This window comes from Humidesulfovibrio sp., from assembly GCF_030689645.1.
Classification (GTDB): domain Bacteria; phylum Desulfobacterota; class Desulfovibrionia; order Desulfovibrionales; family Desulfovibrionaceae; genus Humidesulfovibrio.
The window spans coordinates 1-18,582 of record NZ_JAUYFU010000096.1 but is presented as its reverse complement, the minus strand read 5'-3'; the positions used below and the strand labels follow the sequence as shown (position 1 = coordinate 18,582).

Genomic DNA, 18,582 nt, shown 5'->3' with positions numbered 1-18,582 from the left:
ATCAAGCCTGGCGGACGCGGCATTTGTGCCGTGCGCGAGAATCGCGGCGGCGAGCTTGTCACCCTGGTCTACGGTCTGCCTGCGGCCCTCAACGTGGACCCGGTGGAGAAGAAGCCTCTGTACCATTTTCTGCCCGGAACGCGCATCTTTTCGCTGGGCACCATGGGCTGCAACCTGTCCTGCTCCTTCTGTCAGAACGCCAGCCTGTCGCAGCCGCCGCGCCTGGGCCAGGCCATAAAGGGCCACGCCATGCAGCCCAAGGCCCTGGTTGACGCGGCCCTGGGCTCGGGTTGCAAGAGCATGGCTTACACCTACTCCGAGCCAACGGTGTTTTTCGAGCTGGTGGAGGACACGGCCCGGCTGGCCCTGGCAAACGGGCTCAAGAACGTTCTGGTGACCAACGGGTTCATGAGCCCGGACTGCCTGGAGGCTTGCGGCCCTGCGGAAACAGGGTTTATTCAGGCGGCAAACGTGGACCTGAAGGCTTTCACTGAGGGCTTCTACGAGGACCAGTGCGGCGCGCGGCTGGCTCCGGTGCTGGAGAACCTCAAACACATGCGCAGCCTCGGCTGGTGGATCGAGGTGACGACCCTGCTTATTCCCGGTCTCAACGATTCCCCGGAGGAGCTGGCGCAGCTGGCCGCATTCATCGCCAGGGAGCTGGGGCCGGACACGCCCTGGCACCTTTCGCGCTTCCACCCGGACTACAAGCTGCTGGACCGCCCTGTGACGCCCACGCCCACGCTTTTGGCAGCCCGCGACCTGGGCCGCGCCGCCGGGCTCAACTACGTGTACATCGGCAACGTGGCCGGGGTTGGCTTCGGCGATACCCATTGCCCGGCCTGCGGCAAGCTGGCCCTGGGGCGCGAAGGCTTCCACGCTCACACCGGCCTGCCCGGCGGGCGCTGCCTGTTCTGCGGCGCGGTCCTGGCCGGGGTCTGGTCCTGAGGGCGTTTTTCGAGTCGCCCCCATGCTGCCCTGGGGCTGCCAGGCCTCGCATCGCGTCTCCCCGTGATCCCGGCTTGCGGCTTCGGCTTGCGAACGGAGCCTCGGCGGCGTATTGGGGGGCATGAGCACCACCAAGCACATCGAACCCTACATGGTCTTTGCCGACAAAGCCGGCAACATCTACGACCACCCCGAGCTGCTGATGCTGTGCCGCCGCGGCGGCGAGCTGACCCTGCCGCGCCCGGACGAGCTGATGCCCCTGCCAGCGGACAGCGAGTTCTTCCTGCTGCCTGGCCGCAGCGCCCTGGGCTTCGACCCTGAGACCGGGCAGGTGGAGGAGCTGGGCGAGCCGGATGAACTGGCCGTGGCCGTGTTCGCCAGCCCTGCGCACACCCTGTCCGCCTCCGCCGCCTATCAGACGCGCCCCGGCGCGCCCATCTTGCCGCTGTTCGCCTACGGGGCCCTGGGCTTCTTCGAGGGTAAGTTCTACGTTTGCGCCCGGCGCGTGGACCAGGACCGCAGGCAGGAGTTCGGGGGCATCCCGCGTGAACGCATCGAGACCGGCGCGCGCAAGCTTCTGGCAGAGCTGCCGGAAAACCGCCTGGTGCGGCACCTCACCAGTTGCGCCCTGACCTACGGTTGTCCGGCGGCCAAGAATTTCTCCCTGGGCCGCTTCGAGGCCCCGTTGCCCACCTCGCGCACCTGCAATGCCCGCTGCGTTGGCTGCATCTCGCACCAGCCCGAGGACTCCGGCTTTCCCTCCACCCAGAACCGCATCGCCTTCAAGCCTACGGACAAGGAAATCATCGAGGTCATGCGCCGCCATCAGGGCAAGGAGCGCAAGCCCATCTACTCCTTCGGCCAGGGTTGCGAGGGCGAGCCCCTCACCGAGGCCGCGCTCATCAGCGCCGCCGTGTCCAAGTTCCGCAAGGGCGGGGGCAAGGGCACGGTGAACGTGAACACCAACGCCAGCCTGCCCGGCGTGCTGCCGGACCTTGCCAGGGCCGGGGTGGACTCCATCCGCGTGAGCCTGAACAGCGTGCGCAAAGGCCCGTACGAGGCATACTACCGGCCTAATGGCTACCAGTTCGAGGACGTGGTGCAGAGCATCCGCGCGGCCAAGGACCTGGGGCTCTTCGTCTCCCTGAACCTGCTGTACTTCCCCGGCGTCACCGACTGCGAGAACGAGCTGGGCGCTCTGGCCGCACTGGTGCAGGAAACCAACCTCGACTTCATCCAGCTGCGCAACCTGAACCTGGACCCGGAGCTGGCCATGAGCCTCATGGCCGGGTTCGACTTCGGGCCGTGCATGGGCCTGGCCAATTTTATGAAACGCCTGAAAAAGACCTGCCCTCACCTGGGCTTCGGGTACTTCAACCCGTATCTGGACCCGGGCCGCGACAGGAACGCCGCTCCCGCAGGCTGAACGCCCGCCCGCGTTTGAAGCGGCATGCAATCAGACCCCTTAGCGCCCCTGCCGGTCCTTGCCTGCGGGGGCGCAGTCTGTTAAGCGGAACCGAAATGATCCGGCTGCCCTGGGGGCGCGTGGCGCTTCGGGGATGACTCTGCACCACATGAGTTGAACACACGATCTGAACAAAGGGGTTCCCGCATGAAACGTCTCGCATTTGCTGTCGCCATGGTCCTTGGCCTGGCCCTGGTGGGCTGCCAGAAAGCGCCCGAAAAGGCCGCCGACAACGCCACCGCCAACGCCACCGCCAAAGCCCCCGAGGAAAAAACCCTCGTCAACGGCATCGACGGCGGCGGCTTCCCGCCTTACGCCTTCGTGGACAAAGAGGGCAAGACCGTGGGCTTCGACGTTGAAGCCATCGAGTGGATCGGCAAGAAGATGGGCTTCAAGGTCAAGCACCAGCCCGTCGAGTGGTCCGCCATCATCCCCGCCCTTGAGGCCAAGAAGATCGACATGATCTGCTCCGGCATGAGCGCCACCGCCGAGCGCGCCCAGCGCGTCAATTTCTCCGATCCCTACTACCAGGTCACCCAGGTGCTCGTGGTCAAGGGCGACAGCAAGGCCACCTTGGAGCAGATGCTGACCACCAACAAAAAGATCGGCGTGCAGCGCGGCACCGTCACCGCCAAGTACCTGGAAGAGCTTTCCAAGAAGCCCGGCATGAAGTTCAAGCTGGTGCAGTACGACTCCTCGGACCTGTCCATGCAGGACCTCCCCGTGGGCCGCATCGACGGTTCGGGCATGGATAACACCATCGCCAAGGAAGTTCTGAAGAAGGACAAGAACGTCAAGGTCGTGGGCACCTTCGATGCTCCTGCCGAGAATTACGGCTACGCCGTGCGCAAGGACGACGCCGAGCTGCTGAAGAAGATCAACGATGGTCTCAAGCTGCTCATGGCCGACCCCTACTGGCAGGAACTGAAGAAGAAGTACGACGTCGACTAGACCGCATTCCGGCCTGAAGAAAAGAACCGAAAGGCTTCGGATAAACGCCGAAGCCTTTCGGCCTTTTTCAGGGCCGGTGTTTTTTGACCGCCAACACAGGATTTTATGGATTTCGCCGTCGCATTCAATGCCGTCCACGATGCCCTTCCCTACATGCTGGGCGGGGTGGTCTGGACTGTCGGCCTCATTGTGGGGGCCATGCTGCTGGGGCTCGCCCTGGGCGTTCCCCTGTCCGTGCTCCAGGTCTACGGACCCAAGCCCGTGCGCCGCGCGGTGTCCATCTATGTGTGGCTGTTTCGGGGCATTCCCATTCTGGTGCAGATGTACATCTTCTATTTCGGCATCCTGTCCTGGCTTTCCACCCTGCCGGGTCTGACGGGCCTGGGCCTTGACGGCCCCTTCGTTGCTGCGGTGCTGGTTCTCGGCCTCACCTCCAGCGCCTACCAGTCGCAGATCTTCCGGGGAGCCATCCAGTCCTTGCCGCCGGGGCAGCTCAAGGCCGCGCGTGCGCTGGGCATGACCGACGCCCAGGCCATCCGCACCATCATCCTGCCCCAGGCCCTGCGCCTTTCCATTCCCGCCTGGAGCAACGAGTACTCCATCCTGCTCAAGGACTCCGCCCTGGCCTTCACCATCGGCGTTGTGGAGATCATGGCCCGCATGCGCTCCATCGCCTCGACCACCCACGAGCCGGTGAGCATGGCCTTCGTGGCGGGCATCATCTTTTTCGCCCTCACCTGGGTCGGGGTGAAGGCTCTGAACATGCTCGAAAACAGGGTCCGCATCGCGGGCTACACGCGCCAAGGAGCCGCCTAATCCCATGTCTGACGCCATGACCGCCGCCAGCGGAAGCGCCGTTCCCGCCGACACCATCCTGGAGGCCCGGAACCTGTTCAAGACCCTGGGAGGCAACCGCGTCCTCGACTCCGTGAGCCTGGATATAGGCCGGGGCCGGGTCAAGGTGCTCATCGGGCCTTCGGGCGCGGGCAAGAGCACGCTGCTGCAGTGCCTGAACTTCCTCATGCCGCCGGATTCCGGCCACATTTTGCTGGAGGGCCGCGAGGTCGACAAGAAGAGCAAGAAGGAGCTTTGCGCCTTCCGCCAGCAGGTGGGCATGATCTTTCAGGACTTCAATCTTTTCGATCACCTGAGCGCGCTGGAGAACGTCCGCGTGGCGCTCATGAAGGTCAAGGGCCTGAGCAAGCTTGAGGCCACCGAGCGCGCCGTGGCCGAGCTGGCCCGCGTGGGCCTGAAGGACAAGGCCGCGCTGTATCCGGCCAACCTTTCCGGCGGGCAGAAGCAGCGCGTGGCCATCGCCCGCGCCCTGGCCATGGACCCCAAGGTGATGCTTCTGGACGAGCCCACCAGCGCCCTTGATCCCGAGCTCATCGGCGAGGTGCTGGCCGTCATCCGCGACCTGGCCCAAGGCGGCATGACCATGATCATGGCCACGCACCAGATCAGCTTCTCCGCCAGCCTGGCCGACGAGTTCCTGTTCATGGACAAGGGCAGGGTTGTCGAGCACGGCTCCCCCGCCGAGCTTCTGGGCCGGGGCTCCAGCTCACGCACCCAGGCTTTTTGCTCCAAGATCAGCGAACTGACCGGCGACAATGAAGCGGGAGAATGCCGTCTGTGAGCACCCCGTATTTTGAATTCCTGCGCGCAGAGCTGGCGCCCGGGCTCATGGAGGGCCTGTGGACCAGCGTGTTGGTCATCGTGCCATCTGCGCTTCTGGGCGTACTCATCGGGCTTACGGCAGGCGTGCTGCGCGTGTATGGCCCAAAGCCGGTGCGCAAGCTCACCGAAGCCTATGTTTCGCTCTTCCGCGGCACGCCGCTGGTGGTGCAGGTGTTCTTCTGGTACTTCGCCCTGCCGTACATCAAGATTGGCGGCTGGAGCCTTGTGCTCGACCCCATCGAGGCGTCCATCCTGGCCTTCGGCATGTGCAGCGGCGCCTACCAGAGCGAGTACATCCGGGGCGGCCTCAACTCCATCAAGCGCGGGCAGATCCGCGCCGCCCTGGCCCTGGGCATGACCACCCGGCAGGCGGTGCTGAACATCGTGCTGCCCCAGGCCTTCCGCCGGGCGCTTCCCGGCTGCGGCAACGAGATCATCTACCTCATCAAGTATTCGTCGCTGGCCTCCATCATCACGGTGAACGAACTTACCGGCACGGCCACCACCATCGCCAAAAACACCTGGCGCAATATCGAGGTGTTCTGCACCCTTGGCGTGTACTATCTGGTGCTTGTCACCCTGGCCGGCTGGCTGCTGCATCTCCTCGAGGACGCCATGAGCGTGCCCGGTTTCGAGCGGCCCAGAACCTAGGTCTTTCCTCCTCATCAAAAAGCCCCCATGGAGTCGGCCATGCTGCATCCCGGCGCCCCACGTGCTGAAATACTGGCCCTGCTGGAACGAGAGTTCGGCTCGGACCTCCTGACGTGTCCCGAGGCCCTGGACGCCCGCAGCCGCGACGACTCCGGCATTTGCCTGCCGCCCGCAGCCGTGCTGCTGGCGCGGGATGAGGCTCAGGTGGCGCGTCTTGTGGTTCTGGCCAACGAGCACGGCTTCGCCGTGATTCCGCGCGGGGCCGGCACCGGCCTGGCCGGGGGCTGCCTGGCGGAAACCGGCGGCGTGGTGCTGGACTTGACCGCCATGAACCGCATCCTCGCCATCGACGCGGAGAGCGTGACAGCCACCGTGGAGCCGGGCGTGTTCACCGGGGATCTTCGCCGTGCGGCCAAGGCCAAGGGGCTTTTTTACCCGCCCGACCCGGCCAGCCTGGACACCAGCACCATCGGCGGCAACGCCGCCACAAACGCGGGCGGCCCGGCCTGCGTCAAGTATGGCACCACCCGCGACTACGTGCTGGGCCTCACAGCGGTGCTGCCCACGGGCGAGGTCATCCGGGCGGGCACGGCCACGCGCAAGGGCGTGGTGGGCTACGACCTGACGCGGCTGCTTGTGGGCAGCGAGGGCACCCTCGGGGTCATCACCCAACTGACCTTGAAGCTTTTGCCGCACCCGGCGCATCAGCAATGCCTGGCCGCAGTGTTCGCCGACCTGGATTCGGCCATGCGGGCTATCATCGCGGTGATGACCCGGGGACACCTGCCCTCGGCCATGGAATTTCTGGACGCCACCTGTCTGAAGCTCGTGGGCGACCTGCTGCCCGGACACGTGAAGGACAGTCTGACGGGTCGGGGCGAGGCCCTGGTGCTCATCGAGTGCGACGGCACGCGGGAAGAGACCGCCCGAAGCGCGGCGGACATCGAGGCCATTTGCCGCGAGCTGGGCGCTCTGGCGATTCTGCCCGCGCCGGACGACGAGGCCCGCGAGGCTGTGTGGAAGGTGCGCCGCAGCGTGAGCTCGCGCATTCACGAGGCCTGCACAGTGTTCATACCTGAAGACATCGCCGTGCCCATCGGCAACATCGCCCGGATGGTGGCCGCCCTGCCCCAGGTGGAGGGGCGTTACGGCGTGGTGATCTATGCCTTTGGCCACGCGGGGGACGGCAACATCCATCTGAATCTGACCTCCCCGGACGAGGCGGCGCGGCCGCGCGTGGAGGCTGCGGCCGAGGAGTGCGTGCGCCTGGCTCTGGCCCTTGGCGGCACCATGAGCGGCGAGCACGGCGTGGGCCTGGCCAAGCGCCACCTGCTGCCGCTTGAAATCTCTCCGGTGAGCCTGCGCCTTCAGCGCGGCATCAAGAACCTCCTTGACCCGAACAACATCCTGAACCCCGGCAAGCTGTTTCCTGATGTGGCGGCGGTCAACGGGAACCCCAAGGAGGACGCGTGAGCAGCGACTTTGAAGCCCGGCTTTCGCGCCGCGTGAAGCAGATCAAGATCTCCGCCACCAAGGAGATGCCCATGATCGCGGCCCAGGTTGGCGGCTGCGTGTCCCTCGGCCAGGGCATCCCGTCCTTCAAGACCCCGGAGCATGTGGTGGACGCCGTGTGCCGCGCCCTGCGCGACGATCCGGCGGCGGGAAAGTATTCGCTCCAGCCCGGAATGCCTGCCCTGCGGCGCGCTGCGGCGGAGTTGCTGCACGCGGAAAAGGGCCTTCCAGCCGATGCTGAACGGGAGGTGGCCATCACCGTGGGCGGCATGGAGGGGCTGCTCTGCGCCATGCTGACGCTCATCGGCCCTGGGGACGAGGTCATCGTTCCCGAGCCCTTCTACCCCTCCCACGTGGAGCAGATCCTCCTGTCGGAGGGCATACCCGTGTTCGCGCCCCTGCGGCGCCAGGACTGGAGTCTGGACCCGGACGCGGTGGCTGCGGCCATCACCCCGCGCACCAAGGCCATCATCATCTCCAGCCCGCACAACCCCACGGGCGCGGTTTGGGCCAAGGCCGACCTGCTCAGGGTGGCCGAGCTGGCCCTCAAGCACAACATCTTCGTCATCTGCGACGACACCTACGACGCCCTGGCCTACGACGGCGAGCCCGCATTCAGCCTTGCCAGCCTGCTGGAACTGCGGCATCTGCTGGTGGGCGTGTTCAGCTTCAGCAAGCGCTTCGCCCTCACGGGCTGGCGCGTGGGCTTCGTTTGGGCGCAGGAACAGCTCCTGAACCAGATGCTCAAGATCCACGATGCCGCAGCCATCTGCGCGCCAACCCCGGCCCAGGTGGCGGCCTTGGCCTCCCTCACCGGGCCGCAGGACGTGTATCACGCAATGAAGGCCGCGCTTGAGCTGCGCCGCAACCTCATCTGCCAGCGCCTTTCCGGCATGGCGCGCATGAGCTGCGTCCGCCCGCGCGGCGCGTTCTATGTCATGGCCAAGGCCGACCTGCCCGTGGAGAACTCGCGCGAGCTGGCCATCCGGCTCATCCGCGAGGCGCGGGTCATCACCATCCCCGGCGGAGCTTTTGGGCCGGGCGGGGAGGGCCACGTGCGCCTGTCCTTCGGCGGCGATGAGGCCGAAATCAACGAGGCCTGCGACCGTCTGGCCGCCTGGTCCGCACAGCTGTAAGCAAAGGAGTCCCAATGCGCCGCATTTCCAATCGCCTGGCCCTGGTTCTGGGGTTTGCCGCCGCACTTTACGCGGTTCCGGTTTTGGCCGCCCCGAGCCAAAAGGCCAAGGCCGCCCAGCAGCCTGAGGCGCGTGCTGAAAAGCAGGCAGCCGAGTTTGACGCCGAGGCTTTCCGCCGCAACTTTGTCGCGGGGCTGGCCTCCCGGGCCAACGCCCCGGCGCTTCAGGCCGCGGACGTGCGCGTGGAGGCTGCGGAAAAGGCCGCCGCCTTTGCCGGGACAGATATTTACGTGGTGCGCGGCCTGCTCGCGCCAGAGGCTGGCCAGGCCCAGCCCTTCACCATGTTCGTCAGCGCCGACGGCCGCTTCTACGTGTCCGACATCGTCGAACTTGCAGCAGGCAAGAGCATCCTGAAGGACGCCCGGGACAAGATGCGCGCTTCGGACCTCAAAACCCTTGGGCACACGCTCATGAAGGGCACGGGCAAGCCTGCGGTGGTCTACGTGTCCGACCCCTTCTGCCCCTACTGCCGCACGGCTTTCTCCTATCTCATGGGCAAGACTGCGGCCTTCTCGGAGCTCAAGCTGGCGCATTTCCCGCTCACTTCGCACCCTGGCGCGGACATCGCCTGCGCACTTATGGCCTGGGCGGCGGACAAGGCTCCGAAGCGCAGCTTGGACTTCGCGCGCTTCGCCTACACCGACCTCCCCGTGCCCAAACTGGCCGACAGGAGCCCGGACAGCCTCAAGAAGGCCTGGATCGAGGTGGCCCAAGCCTTCCTGGTGCGGTTCCCGGAACTCAAGGCCCTGGGCAAGGACGGCGAGGCCATTGTGATGGCGCTTGGCGGCTCGCCCTGGGACAAGGCCGTTCAGGAAGACATGGCCAAGGCGGCGGGCATGGACATCAGCGGCACTCCGGTGATCTTCGTGGACGGCGTTCGCGTGGATGGTTTCGACCAGGGCAAGCTCGGAAACCTGCTGAAGTAGCCGCGAGAGCAGCGCTTTTCAACCTCTGGACGCGCTGGGCGCTCATGCTGTATGGTCAGATAATTGGACGGACGAGCACCTTTGGCGTCCATTCCCCCCTCAAGGAGGCTTAACTATGCGTCAACTCTGCACCGGTCTGCTTGCTGCGGCCCTGATACTGGGCCTGATGGCCGTGGAGCCTGCTCAGGCCAAGGTCTACAAGATGGCCCCGGAGGAGCGCGAAGCCGCCCTCAAAGAAAAGAAGGCGCAGCGCGCCAAGTCCAAAAAGTCCGGCAAGGCCGCTCCCGGCCAGGGGCAGGGCGGCTGGGTCGAAGTGAAGCCCGGCGAGAAGATCGCCAAGAAGAACCGCAAGGCCAAGGTGGATGAGCTGGCCAAGGCCGCCGAGGACAAGGGCAAAAAGAACAAGAAGTCTAAGAATGCGGCCGCCGGTGCTCCCGTTGTCCCGGCCAAGGCTGAGGCGGGCAAGGCCAGCAAGGCCAATAAGGCCAAGAAGGCCGGTTCCCAGGAGATTGTGGCCGAGAAGAAGGCCGACAAGAAGGTTGAGAAGAAGCCCACCCGCAAGACCGCCAGCCATGGCGACCGCGTGGTTGGCAGCAACTACAGCGGCGAACGCAAGGTCTCCGCCTCCAGCACCGAGGTGCGCCGCCCAGGCGGAGCCCCGACTCCGGCTCCGGCGGGTCAGACCGACGACCTGAACTCCTATTCCGTGAGCCGCCCAGGGCCGGACAAGGCCCCGGCGCTGCCGGAGGTGCGCCACGAAGTGCAGCCCGGCCCGGTGGACGCCTCCAAACCCATTGGAACGGAGCACAAGACCGGCGAAGGCCGCTTCTAGCTCCAGCGCATCCGCAGAATACAAGAGGCCGGGACGAGTTTCCGGCCTCTTTTGCTTTTCCAGACGCCGCCTCTGCCGAGACCAGAACGCAAAAAAGGCCCGGAACCTGCGCTCCGGGCCTTTGCACGTCGATCTCGGGGCGCGGCGGGCTTACTGCACCAGGACCCAGGTCCCGTCGGGGTTGCGGTAGGCCTTGGCCTTCACGTCCTTTTCCTGTCCGTCCACGTTGGCCTTGATGTAAATGTCGCGGTAGACCTTGTCGTTCTGGACATAGGCCGGGCTGGGCGTGGCCTCGTACTGGTTACCGCTGTCCGGATTCTTCCAGGCCATGGGCTTGCCTGAGGGCTGCGTCTCCAGCACCTTGTTGACCTGCTCCTTGTCGTGCTTGTCCATCTCGTTGCCGATCATGTAGCCAAGCAAGAGGCCGATGCCCGCGCCGATGGCCGCGCCGGAAACCTTGTTCTTGGACGTGAGCGCGCCCACTGTGGCGCCGGTGAGGGCGCCCAGGCCCGCGCCGGTCTGGGCCTTGTCGGCGCAGCCAGCAAGGGTGCCCATGAGGAAGGTGGCGAGGATTGCGGAAGCGATGAGGCGTTTCATGTGATCCTCCTTGTGCGGGGTGTGCCCGCGAACAGTCGAGATTACCGGGGGGGCCGAGTTTTCAGTGATCGAAATTCCAGGCCCGGACTCTGCGCGGGAAGATACTCCTTCCTGCGCAATCGTCAAGATGCGGACCTTTCTTGGAGAGTTGAGCAAGCTTCGGGCCAGAAATAAATTGATCATTATCACGGAGTATTATGCCGTTCGCGCTGTCGCAGCCCTTGTCAATGTGCGCAAAAAATGCGCCATGCAGGAAGCAGGGTGCGCAGTTGTCCGGGCATAAAAAAGGCCCGGAATCGCTTCCGGGCCTTGGAGATGTGCGTCTCCCGAATCTTACAGGTCGTAGCCGAAGCTGTCGACCACAAGCTGGGTGCGGCGCTTGGACTCGGTCATGCGGGCGGCCAGTTCTTTTTTGTATTGGATGAGGTCCAGCTGATTCTTGGCCACGCCGGAATCCATGGCCGCCTTGGCCACAGCCGGGGAGACCCATTCCAGTACGCGCGGGTCCAGCGCCTTGGGGATAACGTAGTCGATGCCGTAGCTGAGCTCTTTCACGCCGTACACGGCGCAGACCTCGGCGGGCACCGGCTCCTTGGCCAGTTCGGCCAGCGCGCCTGCGGCGGCCAGCTTCATCTCTTCGTTGATGACCTTGGAGCGGACGTCGAGAGCGCCGCGGAAGATGTAAGGGAAGCCCAGCACGTTGTTGATCTGGTTGGGGAAGTCGGAGCGGCCGGTGGCCATGATGCAGTCGGGCCTTGCTTCCTTGGCGACGGGGTAGGCGATTTCCGGGTCCGGGTTGGCGCAGGCGAAGATCACCGGGTGCGCGCCCATGCTCTTGACCATCTCGGGCGAGAGGATGTCTTTGGTGGACAGGCCCAGGAACACGTCGGCGCCGACCATGGCCTCGGCCAGGGTGCAGGGCTTGGGCTGGGCGTAGTAAGCCTTTTCCGGGTTCAGGTCCGTGCGGCCGGTGTGGATGAGCCCGCGGGAGTCGAACATCCAGACCTGGCTCTTGTCCAGGCCCATGGACTCGTAGAAGCGGGTGGTGGAGATGGCGGCAGCGCCCGCACCGGAAACCACCAGCTTGATGTTTTTGATGTTCTTGCCGCTGATGTCCAGCGCGTTGATGAGGCCAGCGCCGGAGATGATGGCGGTGCCGTGCTGGTCGTCGTGGAACACCGGGATGTTCATTTCCTTGATGAGCGTCTGCTCTATCTTGAAACATTCCGGGGCTTTGATGTCCTCAAGGTTGATGCCGCCAAAGGTGGGCTCCAGCATCTTGCAGAACTCGATGACCTTGTCCGGGTCCAGTTGGCGGATGTTCAGGTCGTACACGTCGATGTCGGCGAAAATCTTGAAGAGCACGCCCTTGCCTTCCATGACCGGCTTGCCGGCTTCAGGCCCGATGTTGCCCAGGCCGAGCACGGCGGTTCCGTTGGAAACCACGGCCACGAGGTTGCCTTTGTTGGTGTATTCGTAGACCTTCTCCACATCGGCGTGGATGGCGTTGCAGGCCTCGGCGACGCCGGGGCTGTAGGCCATGGTCAGGTGTTTCTGCGTCTCGCAGGGCTTGATGCTCATGACCTCAAGCTTGCCCTTCCGCTTCATGGAATGGTACTTGAGGGCCTCTTCCTTGGTGTACAGCGCCATCTGGGGTTCTCCCTGTGAGTTGAGGTTGGTCCGGGGTTGTGCCGCTACGGCACGGTTGAGAAGTCTAGATTGCAGCCTGGGCCGCGTCAAGGGGCGCACCTGTGGCGAGCCAGAGTTCCTTTGAGGAGACGAAATGCCTTTACGCGCCCTTCAAGTGGTGTTGTTCCGCCCAAAATATGCCGAAAACGTGGGGTCAGTCGCTCGCGCCATGCTGAACATGGGAGCCAGTCAACTGGTGCTGGTGGACCCCCAGGGCTATGATATCGACCGGGCCGCGCCCCTTGCCACCTCGCACGCCCGGCACATACTGGAGGCCGCCCGCATCACGGACACCCTGGCCGAGGCCCTGGCGGGCGCGAGCCTGGTCATTGGCACCACTGCGCGCACCGGGGGCTGGCGCAAGGGCCTGCTCACTCCGGTCAAGGCTGCGCCGGAGGTGCTGGACCGGTTGCGCGAGGGCGCTGGCGTGGCCCTGGTCTTCGGGCCGGAGGACCGCGGTCTGACAAATGAGGAGACCAGCCTGTGCGATCAACTGGTGATGATTCCGGCCAGCCCGGAGTGCACCTCCCTGAATCTTTCTCAGGCCGTGCTCATTATTTTGTACGAGTGCTTCCAACTGGCGCTCCTGAAGCCTTATGAGCCGAAAGGTCCCCCCACGGAGCGCGACGCCTCCTTCGAGGAGCGTCAGGCGCTCTTCGCCAACATGCAGGAAGCGCTTTCGGCCATCGACTTTTTGAAAGACCAGAACGCCGAGTACTGGATGCTGCCGGTGCGGCGGTTTTTCTCGCGGTTCCGGCTGCGCAGGAACGAGTTCAATCTGCTCATGGGGATTTGCCGCCAAGTGCGCAGCGTTGCTGCGCGTTCGCAAAAAACGGGTGGCATAGAGTAAGCCTGGGGCATTGATTTTTCCTGTCAAAAGGGCAAAGTGAGAAGTATTGGTTCAGCGGCGGGCTCACTTTGTCGTCGAAACGTGCGGGATGCCATGTTCAGACTGCGTTCGATCATCTCAGGCCGCAACAGTCCCCTCAAGGTGACGGCCCTGTTTCGCTTTCGCCCCTTGCGGGCGCTTGCCGTTGCCGTGTGCCTTTTGGTGAGCCTGGGACCGCAGTCGGCCATGGCCGCAGGCGAGCTCGTCTTTGGGATGTCCGCCGCCTTCAGCGGCCCGGCGCGTGGCCTCGGCATGGAGTACTACCGGGGGCTCATGGCCGCCTTTGAGCACATCAACGCCCAGGGCGGGGCCGGGGGGTGGCGGCTTGCGCTGTCTCTGCGCGACGACGCCTATGATCCGGCTGCGGCCATGAGCAACACCATCGCCTTTGTGGAGCAGGAGCGGGTGTTCGCGCTTTTGGGCTACGTGGGCACGCCCACAACGGCCCGCGTGCTGCCGCTTTTGCAGCACTATGACTCCTCCTCAATGACCCTGCTGTTCCCCCTCACCGGGGCGGACATGCTGCGCACCCAGCCTAACAGCGCCTGTGTTTGCAATCTCCGGGCCTCGTACCTGACGGAGACAAGGCATCTTGTGGACGCGCTGGTGGCAGCCGGGCGCAAGCGCATCGCCGTATTCCACCAGGCCGATGTCTACGGCAGGAACGGCTGGGACGGCGTGCGCCTGAGGCTTTTGGACTATGGGCTGCCCCTGGTGTCCGAGGCGACTTACCGCCGGGGCGCGGCCTTTGACCGTAATTTCCGCCGCGAGGTGTCCCTCGTGCTGGCAGGCAAGCCTGACGCCATCATCACCGTGGGCACTGCCCCGGCCTGCGCGGCCTTTGTGCGCGATCTGCGCGGCGCAGGCTTCACGGATCTCGTGGCCACGCTCTCCTTTGCCGATGCCGACAATCTTGCAAAGCTTCTGCAGGCTCAAAGCCGCGTCACCGGGCGCGACTATCTGACCGGACTGGTGTTCTCCCAGGTGGTGCCCAGCTACGAGGATGAACGCCTGCCAGCGGTGCGGGCCTACCGCCAGGCCATGAACTCGGTCAAGGCTCCGCTGCCGCCCCAGCTCACCCCGGACGAATACGTGCCCCACCGCCTGAGCTTCGTGAGCTTCGAGGGCTTTCTGGCCGGCATGGCTCTGGGCGAGGCCGTGTCGCGCATGGGCGATGCCCCCTCGCGGGAGCGGCTGCGCAGCGCCCTTGCCGGGCTGAGCGCCATCGATCTGGGCTTGGGCGAAAGTGCGGATCTGCGCCCCGGTTCCGGCCAGGGGCTCCGGCGCACCTACCTCACAGTTTATAGAGGCGGACGTTTCGAGGGCGTGGACAAACTGAAGGGCGTGACGCCATGAGAGGTCGTCTGCTCATCCGCATGCTGCTCTTCATGGTGGCGGCCTTCGGCCTCATGGCTGCGGCAACGTCGTTTTTGTCCTCGCGTGAGCTCAAGCATACTTTGGAGAACGAATACAAGGCCAGGGCCCTCGCCATCGCCCGCAGCATCGCCGATGGCAACACGGAGCTTCTGCTGGGCCAAAGCGCAGGCGGAATCCAGGCGGCCATCGACCAGCACCAGGAGATGGGCGACCTGTCCTACCTCGTGGTTGTGAACGCCCGTGGCGCTGTTGTGGCCCATACCTTCACGCCCGAGGTGCCCGGACCGGTGCGGCAAGTCATTGCCGACATGCAACGGCGCGAATCCTCCAACCTTCAAGCGGAAATCCGCACCCTCCCCCTTGAGGGCGGGTCCGAGGTCATCCACGTGGCGCAGCCGGTGCTGGGCGGGCGGGGCGGCTTCGTGCACATCGGCATGGACACGGAGCCCATCCGCCGGGCCACTGGCTCGGCCATTCTGCGGCAGCACGTGCTGACCCTGGCGGCTTTTCTCGTTTGCGTGGCCGCAGCCTATCTTTTCATCCGCAGCATCACCGGGCGGCTTGCCAGCCTGGCGGTTTACTCTCAGCAGGTGGCCGCGCACGACTTCTCCACCACCTGCGATGTGCGTTCAAACGATGAGATTGGAGCCCTGGCCGATTCCATGCGCAGCATGGCTGGGCAGATAGCCGGACACGTGACCCAGCTGGAGCACACAGTGGCCGAGGCCACGCTGGAGCTCAAGGGCGCCTTGGGCGCCTTGTCGGCCATCGTGGGCAACATCGCCGACGGCCTGCTTGTGGTGCAGGACGGGCTTATTTTGCAGCACAATCCGGCGCTTCTGCGCATGTTCGGCCTGCCCGAGGCCACCCTGACAGGCTTGAGCTGCGTCGAGGTCTTCGGCCCAAGGGTGTGCGAGGCCGTGTCTGCGCGGGAAGACACCGGCGGCGTATCTGGCGCAGCCCAGCTTGTGGAGGTGCAGGTCAACCGCGTCGATGGCCTGCCGTTCACCGTGGAGATCACGGTGGCCCGCGTGCCATTGGCCGGAGGACCGGCCAGCGTGTGCATCCTGCGCGACATCACGGTGACCAAGCAACAGGAGCAGGAGCGCGAGGAATCGCGGGCGCTGCTTGAACGGATGGTGGCCGAGCGCACCCGCGAGCTTTCTCGCGCCAACACCCAGCTCAAGATCGAGGTGGCCGAGCGCAAGGTGGTGGGCGACGCCCTGCGCCGGGCTGAGGCCAAGTTCCGCGGCATCTTCGAGAACGCCGTGGAGGGAATTTTCCAGATTTCGCCCGAGGGGCGCTACATTTCGGCCAATCCGGCCATGGCGTTCATCTTCGGCTACGACTCGCCGGAGGCCCTGGTGGCGGCTCTTTCGCAGATGAGCCCATACGTGGAGCCCCTGCGCCGCGAGGCCTTCCTGGAGGTAATGGAGGAGCACGGCCAGGTGCAGAGCTTCGAGTCCCAGGTGCGGCGCAAGAGCGGCAGGGTCATTTGGATTTCGGAGAATGCGCGCAAGGTTGTGGACCTGACGGGCAAGACCTTGCACTATGAGGGGTTTGTGGAGGACATCACCCTGCGCAAGGAGGCAGAGAGCCGCCTAGTGCACCAGGCCTTCCACGACTCCTTGACTGGGCTGCCCAACCGCCTGCTGTTTCTGGACCATTTGCGCATGGCCATGGACCGCGCCCGCCGTCGGCCGGACTTCCGCTTCGCGGTGCTCTACATGGACCTGGACCGTTTCAAGACCATCAATGACAGCATGGGGCACGACATTGGCGACAAGCTGCTGCGCCACGTAAGCGACGCCCTGGTGGCCTGCGGCCGCAGCACCGACACCGTGGCCCGCTTCGGCGGCGACGAGTTCGCCATTCTGCTTGAGGACCTTACCGCCCCGCGCGACGCCATACGCTTCTCGCGCCGGGTGCTGGACGAGATATCAAAGTCGCTGGATCTCGATGGCCGCGAGGTGACCACCTCGGGCAGTCTGGGCATCGTGCTGCACACCGGCGGCTACGACCGTCCCGAAGCGCTCCTGCGCGACGCGGACACCGCCATGTATCACGCCAAGGCCTTGGGCAAGAGCCGCTTCAAGGTCTTCAACAAGCGCATGCACCACCAGGCCCAGGAACTCATGGAGATGGAGATCGAGCTGCGGCGCGCCGTGGGCCAGGGCAACCTGTCTCTTGTGTTTCAACCCATCGTGGACATCCGCGAGCGCCGCCTCACCGGATTCGAGACCCTGGTGCGCTGGAAGCGCGAAGGAGCACGCGAGATTCCGCCTTCGGAGTTCATCCCCCTGGCCGAGGAAACCGGCATCATCTATCCGCTGGACCACTGGGTCTTCGCCCAGGCCTGCTGCGCCACCAAGGAGTTTGAGCTGGCGCTGCTCAAGCATTCCCCCGGCCTGGAAACGCCCTTTGTGACCAACGTGAACATTTCGGCCAAGCATTTCCGCAATCCGCTTTTGGTGGGGCACCTGGAGCAGGCCATGCAGTCCGCCCAGGTGGCCCCGGCGGCCCTGGCCCTGGAAATCACCGAAAGCGTGCTGCTGGACAACGTGAACAGCGCCCGCGACATCGCCGCCAAGTTGCGCGAACTGGGCCTGGGCCTGTGCATCGACGACTTTGGCACCGGATACTCGTCCCTGTCCTACATCCAGCGCTTCAGCGTCGACACCATCAAGATAGACCGGGCCTTTGTGGTTGGGCTTTCCCTGGAGGAGCTGGACCCCGGCAGCGAAGCCATTGTCCGCACCCTGGTGACGCTTGGCGCGGGCCTGGGGCTCAAGGTGGTGGCCGAGGGCGTGGAGACGCTGGAGCAACTGGCCTTCCTGCGCGAACTGGGCTGCCGCTACGCCCAGGGCTACCTTTTCGCCCAGCCGCTACAGATGGAAGAAGCGCTGGCGCTCATAGCCTCCGGTGCTGCACAGAGCTGGAAAGGTTTCCCGTAGCCCGCGGCAGGCCCCCCCTCTTTTTCACCTCTTTCCCGTCACGTGGTTATGGTGTACTGCGTAGTCGTACACAATCGCACATCACCCAGGCAGGCCCCTTATGAGTCAGACTCCTTCTTCCCCAGACCAGGCGCAAGCCCGCATCAGCGGCGTCTTCTCCCAGAAGAAGACGGCCAAGATCGGTTCCGGCACCACGGCCCGTAAAACCGAGGTTGTGACCTACTTTTTTGTGCAGGAGCGCGAGGACGGCATGATGGAGGTGCAGCCCCTCACCGCCAGCGATCTGCCCTTCGGCCCCAAGCTCGAGGTCACCCGCGACGAGCTTTTGGCCAACTACCTGCCCGACCCGCAGAAGAGCATGGCCCGCGCCGTGTCGAACCTCTCGCCCCAGGAGCTGGAGATCCAGAAGGCCGTGGCCCGGGGCGACAAGTTCCGCAAGCGCGGCGAGAGCTTCACCGCAGAGTTCGAATACAACAAGGCCCTGGCCATGGACATGAGCAACGTGCGCGCCAACTTCGGCATCGGCCTGTGCTACATAGAGCGCGGCGAGCGCGAGAAGGCCCACGAGGTGTTTGAGCGCGTTGTGCACCTGGACGCCGCCTTCCAAGACGAGCACAAGCACCTGTTCAACGAGTTCGGCATCAACCTGCGGAAAACGGGCATGCACGAAGAGGCTCAGGTCTATTACCGCCGGGCGCTGGAGCTTTCGCCCGACGACGAGAACCTGCACTACAACATGGCCCGCGCCGCCTTTGACAAGGGCGACTCCAAAACGGCTGCCCAGCATCTGGGCGCCTGCCTGAAGCTCAACCCGGAACACGCCGAGGCCCGTCAGTTCATCGACTACCTGAAGCGTAAGAAAGTGGGCGGAGAGTGAACGTATGCCCCGCACCGGGACGCCGCGCGTAACTGATTAGA

16 protein-coding genes are annotated in these 18,582 nt (G+C 64.8%); 14 read left to right on the top strand and 2 right to left on the bottom strand.

Features of this window, described 5'->3' with window-relative positions; genetic code table 11:
- The 10 genes from amrS to Q8O35_RS12950 form a co-directional block, all read left to right on the top strand.
- The coding region (gene amrS, locus Q8O35_RS12995) for an AmmeMemoRadiSam system radical SAM enzyme (protein WP_305574002.1) at nucleotides 1-948 on the top strand (948 nt) is incomplete at its 5' end.
- 121 nt (nucleotides 949-1,069) lie between these two features.
- Entirely contained in the window at nucleotides 1,070-2,374 is a 1,305-nt protein-coding gene (locus tag Q8O35_RS12990; protein WP_305574000.1) for a radical SAM protein, read from the top strand.
- A gap of 186 nt (nucleotides 2,375-2,560) precedes the next feature.
- Nucleotides 2,561-3,364, top strand: coding sequence for an ABC transporter substrate-binding protein (locus Q8O35_RS12985; RefSeq protein ID WP_305573998.1), 804 nt, complete (start codon nucleotides 2,561-2,563; stop codon nucleotides 3,362-3,364).
- A 105-nt stretch (nucleotides 3,365-3,469) separates the two neighbouring features.
- On the top strand, nucleotides 3,470-4,180 hold the full coding sequence (locus Q8O35_RS12980; protein WP_305573996.1) for an amino acid ABC transporter permease: 711 nt from the start codon (nucleotides 3,470-3,472) through the stop codon (nucleotides 4,178-4,180).
- Nucleotides 4,181-4,184: 4 nt separating this feature from the next.
- Entirely contained in the window at nucleotides 4,185-5,000 is an 816-nt protein-coding gene (locus Q8O35_RS12975; protein WP_371133133.1) for an amino acid ABC transporter ATP-binding protein, read from the top strand.
- Between the two features lie 47 nt (nucleotides 5,001-5,047).
- The gene (locus Q8O35_RS12970; RefSeq protein WP_305574005.1) at nucleotides 5,048-5,692 is read left to right on the top strand and encodes an amino acid ABC transporter permease; all 645 of its coding nucleotides are present in this window, start codon (nucleotides 5,048-5,050) and stop codon (nucleotides 5,690-5,692) included.
- 27 nt (nucleotides 5,693-5,719) lie between these two features.
- The gene (locus tag Q8O35_RS12965; RefSeq protein WP_305573994.1) at nucleotides 5,720-7,165 is read left to right on the top strand and encodes an FAD-binding oxidoreductase; all 1,446 of its coding nucleotides are present in this window, start codon (nucleotides 5,720-5,722) and stop codon (nucleotides 7,163-7,165) included.
- Complete coding sequence (locus Q8O35_RS12960) at nucleotides 7,162-8,340, top strand: pyridoxal phosphate-dependent aminotransferase (protein WP_305573992.1); 1,179 nt, start codon at nucleotides 7,162-7,164, stop codon at nucleotides 8,338-8,340. Before Q8O35_RS12965 ends, Q8O35_RS12960 begins: the two co-directional genes overlap by 4 nt.
- A 14-nt stretch (nucleotides 8,341-8,354) precedes the next feature.
- Entirely contained in the window at nucleotides 8,355-9,326 is a 972-nt protein-coding gene (locus Q8O35_RS12955; RefSeq protein ID WP_305573990.1) for a hypothetical protein, read from the top strand.
- 115 nt (nucleotides 9,327-9,441) lie between these two features.
- Nucleotides 9,442-10,158 carry a hypothetical protein gene (locus Q8O35_RS12950; RefSeq protein ID WP_305573988.1) on the top strand — a complete coding sequence of 239 codons (717 nt, stop codon included), beginning with the start codon at nucleotides 9,442-9,444 and terminating at the stop codon, nucleotides 10,156-10,158.
- Between the two features lie 150 nt (nucleotides 10,159-10,308).
- On the opposite strand, the gene Q8O35_RS12945 is transcribed toward Q8O35_RS12950, so the two are convergent.
- A complete protein-coding gene (locus Q8O35_RS12945) occupies nucleotides 10,309-10,755 on the bottom strand; it encodes a glycine zipper domain-containing protein (protein WP_305573986.1) in 447 nt (148 codons plus the stop codon).
- A gap of 333 nt (nucleotides 10,756-11,088) precedes the next feature.
- Nucleotides 11,089-12,405 (bottom strand): malic enzyme-like NAD(P)-binding protein, encoded by a 1,317-nt coding sequence (locus Q8O35_RS12940; protein WP_305573984.1) that lies wholly within the window; start codon nucleotides 12,403-12,405, stop codon nucleotides 11,089-11,091.
- Between the two features lie 133 nt (nucleotides 12,406-12,538).
- Between Q8O35_RS12940 and Q8O35_RS12935 the strand changes: the two genes are divergently transcribed.
- The 4 genes from Q8O35_RS12935 (at nucleotide 12,539) to Q8O35_RS12920 (ending at nucleotide 18,541) form a co-directional block, all read left to right on the top strand.
- Nucleotides 12,539-13,294 carry an RNA methyltransferase gene (locus Q8O35_RS12935; protein WP_305573982.1) on the top strand — a complete coding sequence of 252 codons (756 nt, stop codon included), beginning with the start codon at nucleotides 12,539-12,541 and terminating at the stop codon, nucleotides 13,292-13,294.
- Nucleotides 13,295-13,387: 93 nt separating this feature from the next.
- On the top strand, nucleotides 13,388-14,689 hold the full coding sequence (locus Q8O35_RS12930; protein ID WP_305573980.1) for an ABC transporter substrate-binding protein: 1,302 nt from the start codon (nucleotides 13,388-13,390) through the stop codon (nucleotides 14,687-14,689).
- Nucleotides 14,686-17,664 (top strand): EAL domain-containing protein, encoded by a 2,979-nt coding sequence (locus Q8O35_RS12925; RefSeq protein WP_305573978.1) that lies wholly within the window; start codon nucleotides 14,686-14,688, stop codon nucleotides 17,662-17,664. Before Q8O35_RS12930 ends, Q8O35_RS12925 begins: the two co-directional genes overlap by 4 nt.
- A gap of 100 nt (nucleotides 17,665-17,764) precedes the next feature.
- Complete coding sequence (locus Q8O35_RS12920; RefSeq protein ID WP_305573976.1) at nucleotides 17,765-18,541, top strand: tetratricopeptide repeat protein; 777 nt, start codon at nucleotides 17,765-17,767, stop codon at nucleotides 18,539-18,541.
- The last annotated feature ends 41 nt before the right edge of the window (nucleotides 18,542-18,582 follow it).

Bases quoted from the DNA above. Each gene is read 5' to 3' on its own strand.
- Q8O35_RS12990 (WP_305574000.1), top strand. From the start codon at position 1,070: ATGAGCACCACCAAGCACATCGAACCCTACATGGTCTTTGCCGACAAA.
- Q8O35_RS12985 (WP_305573998.1), top strand. From the start codon at position 2,561: ATGAAACGTCTCGCATTTGCTGTCGCCATGGTCCTTGGCCTGGCCCTG.
- Q8O35_RS12980 (WP_305573996.1), top strand. From the start codon at position 3,470: ATGGATTTCGCCGTCGCATTCAATGCCGTCCACGATGCCCTTCCCTAC.
- Q8O35_RS12975 (WP_371133133.1), top strand. From the start codon at position 4,185: ATGTCTGACGCCATGACCGCCGCCAGCGGAAGCGCCGTTCCCGCCGAC.
- Q8O35_RS12970 (WP_305574005.1), top strand. From the start codon at position 5,048: ATGGAGGGCCTGTGGACCAGCGTGTTGGTCATCGTGCCATCTGCGCTT.
- Q8O35_RS12965 (WP_305573994.1), top strand. From the start codon at position 5,720: ATGGAGTCGGCCATGCTGCATCCCGGCGCCCCACGTGCTGAAATACTG.
- Q8O35_RS12955 (WP_305573990.1), top strand. From the start codon at position 8,355: ATGCGCCGCATTTCCAATCGCCTGGCCCTGGTTCTGGGGTTTGCCGCC.
- Q8O35_RS12950 (WP_305573988.1), top strand. From the start codon at position 9,442: ATGCGTCAACTCTGCACCGGTCTGCTTGCTGCGGCCCTGATACTGGGC.
- Q8O35_RS12945 (WP_305573986.1), bottom strand. From the start codon at position 10,755: ATGAAACGCCTCATCGCTTCCGCAATCCTCGCCACCTTCCTCATGGGC.
- Q8O35_RS12940 (WP_305573984.1), bottom strand. From the start codon at position 12,405: ATGGCGCTGTACACCAAGGAAGAGGCCCTCAAGTACCATTCCATGAAG.
- Q8O35_RS12935 (WP_305573982.1), top strand. From the start codon at position 12,539: ATGCCTTTACGCGCCCTTCAAGTGGTGTTGTTCCGCCCAAAATATGCC.
- Q8O35_RS12930 (WP_305573980.1), top strand. From the start codon at position 13,388: ATGTTCAGACTGCGTTCGATCATCTCAGGCCGCAACAGTCCCCTCAAG.
- Q8O35_RS12925 (WP_305573978.1), top strand. From the start codon at position 14,686: ATGAGAGGTCGTCTGCTCATCCGCATGCTGCTCTTCATGGTGGCGGCC.
- Q8O35_RS12920 (WP_305573976.1), top strand. From the start codon at position 17,765: ATGAGTCAGACTCCTTCTTCCCCAGACCAGGCGCAAGCCCGCATCAGC.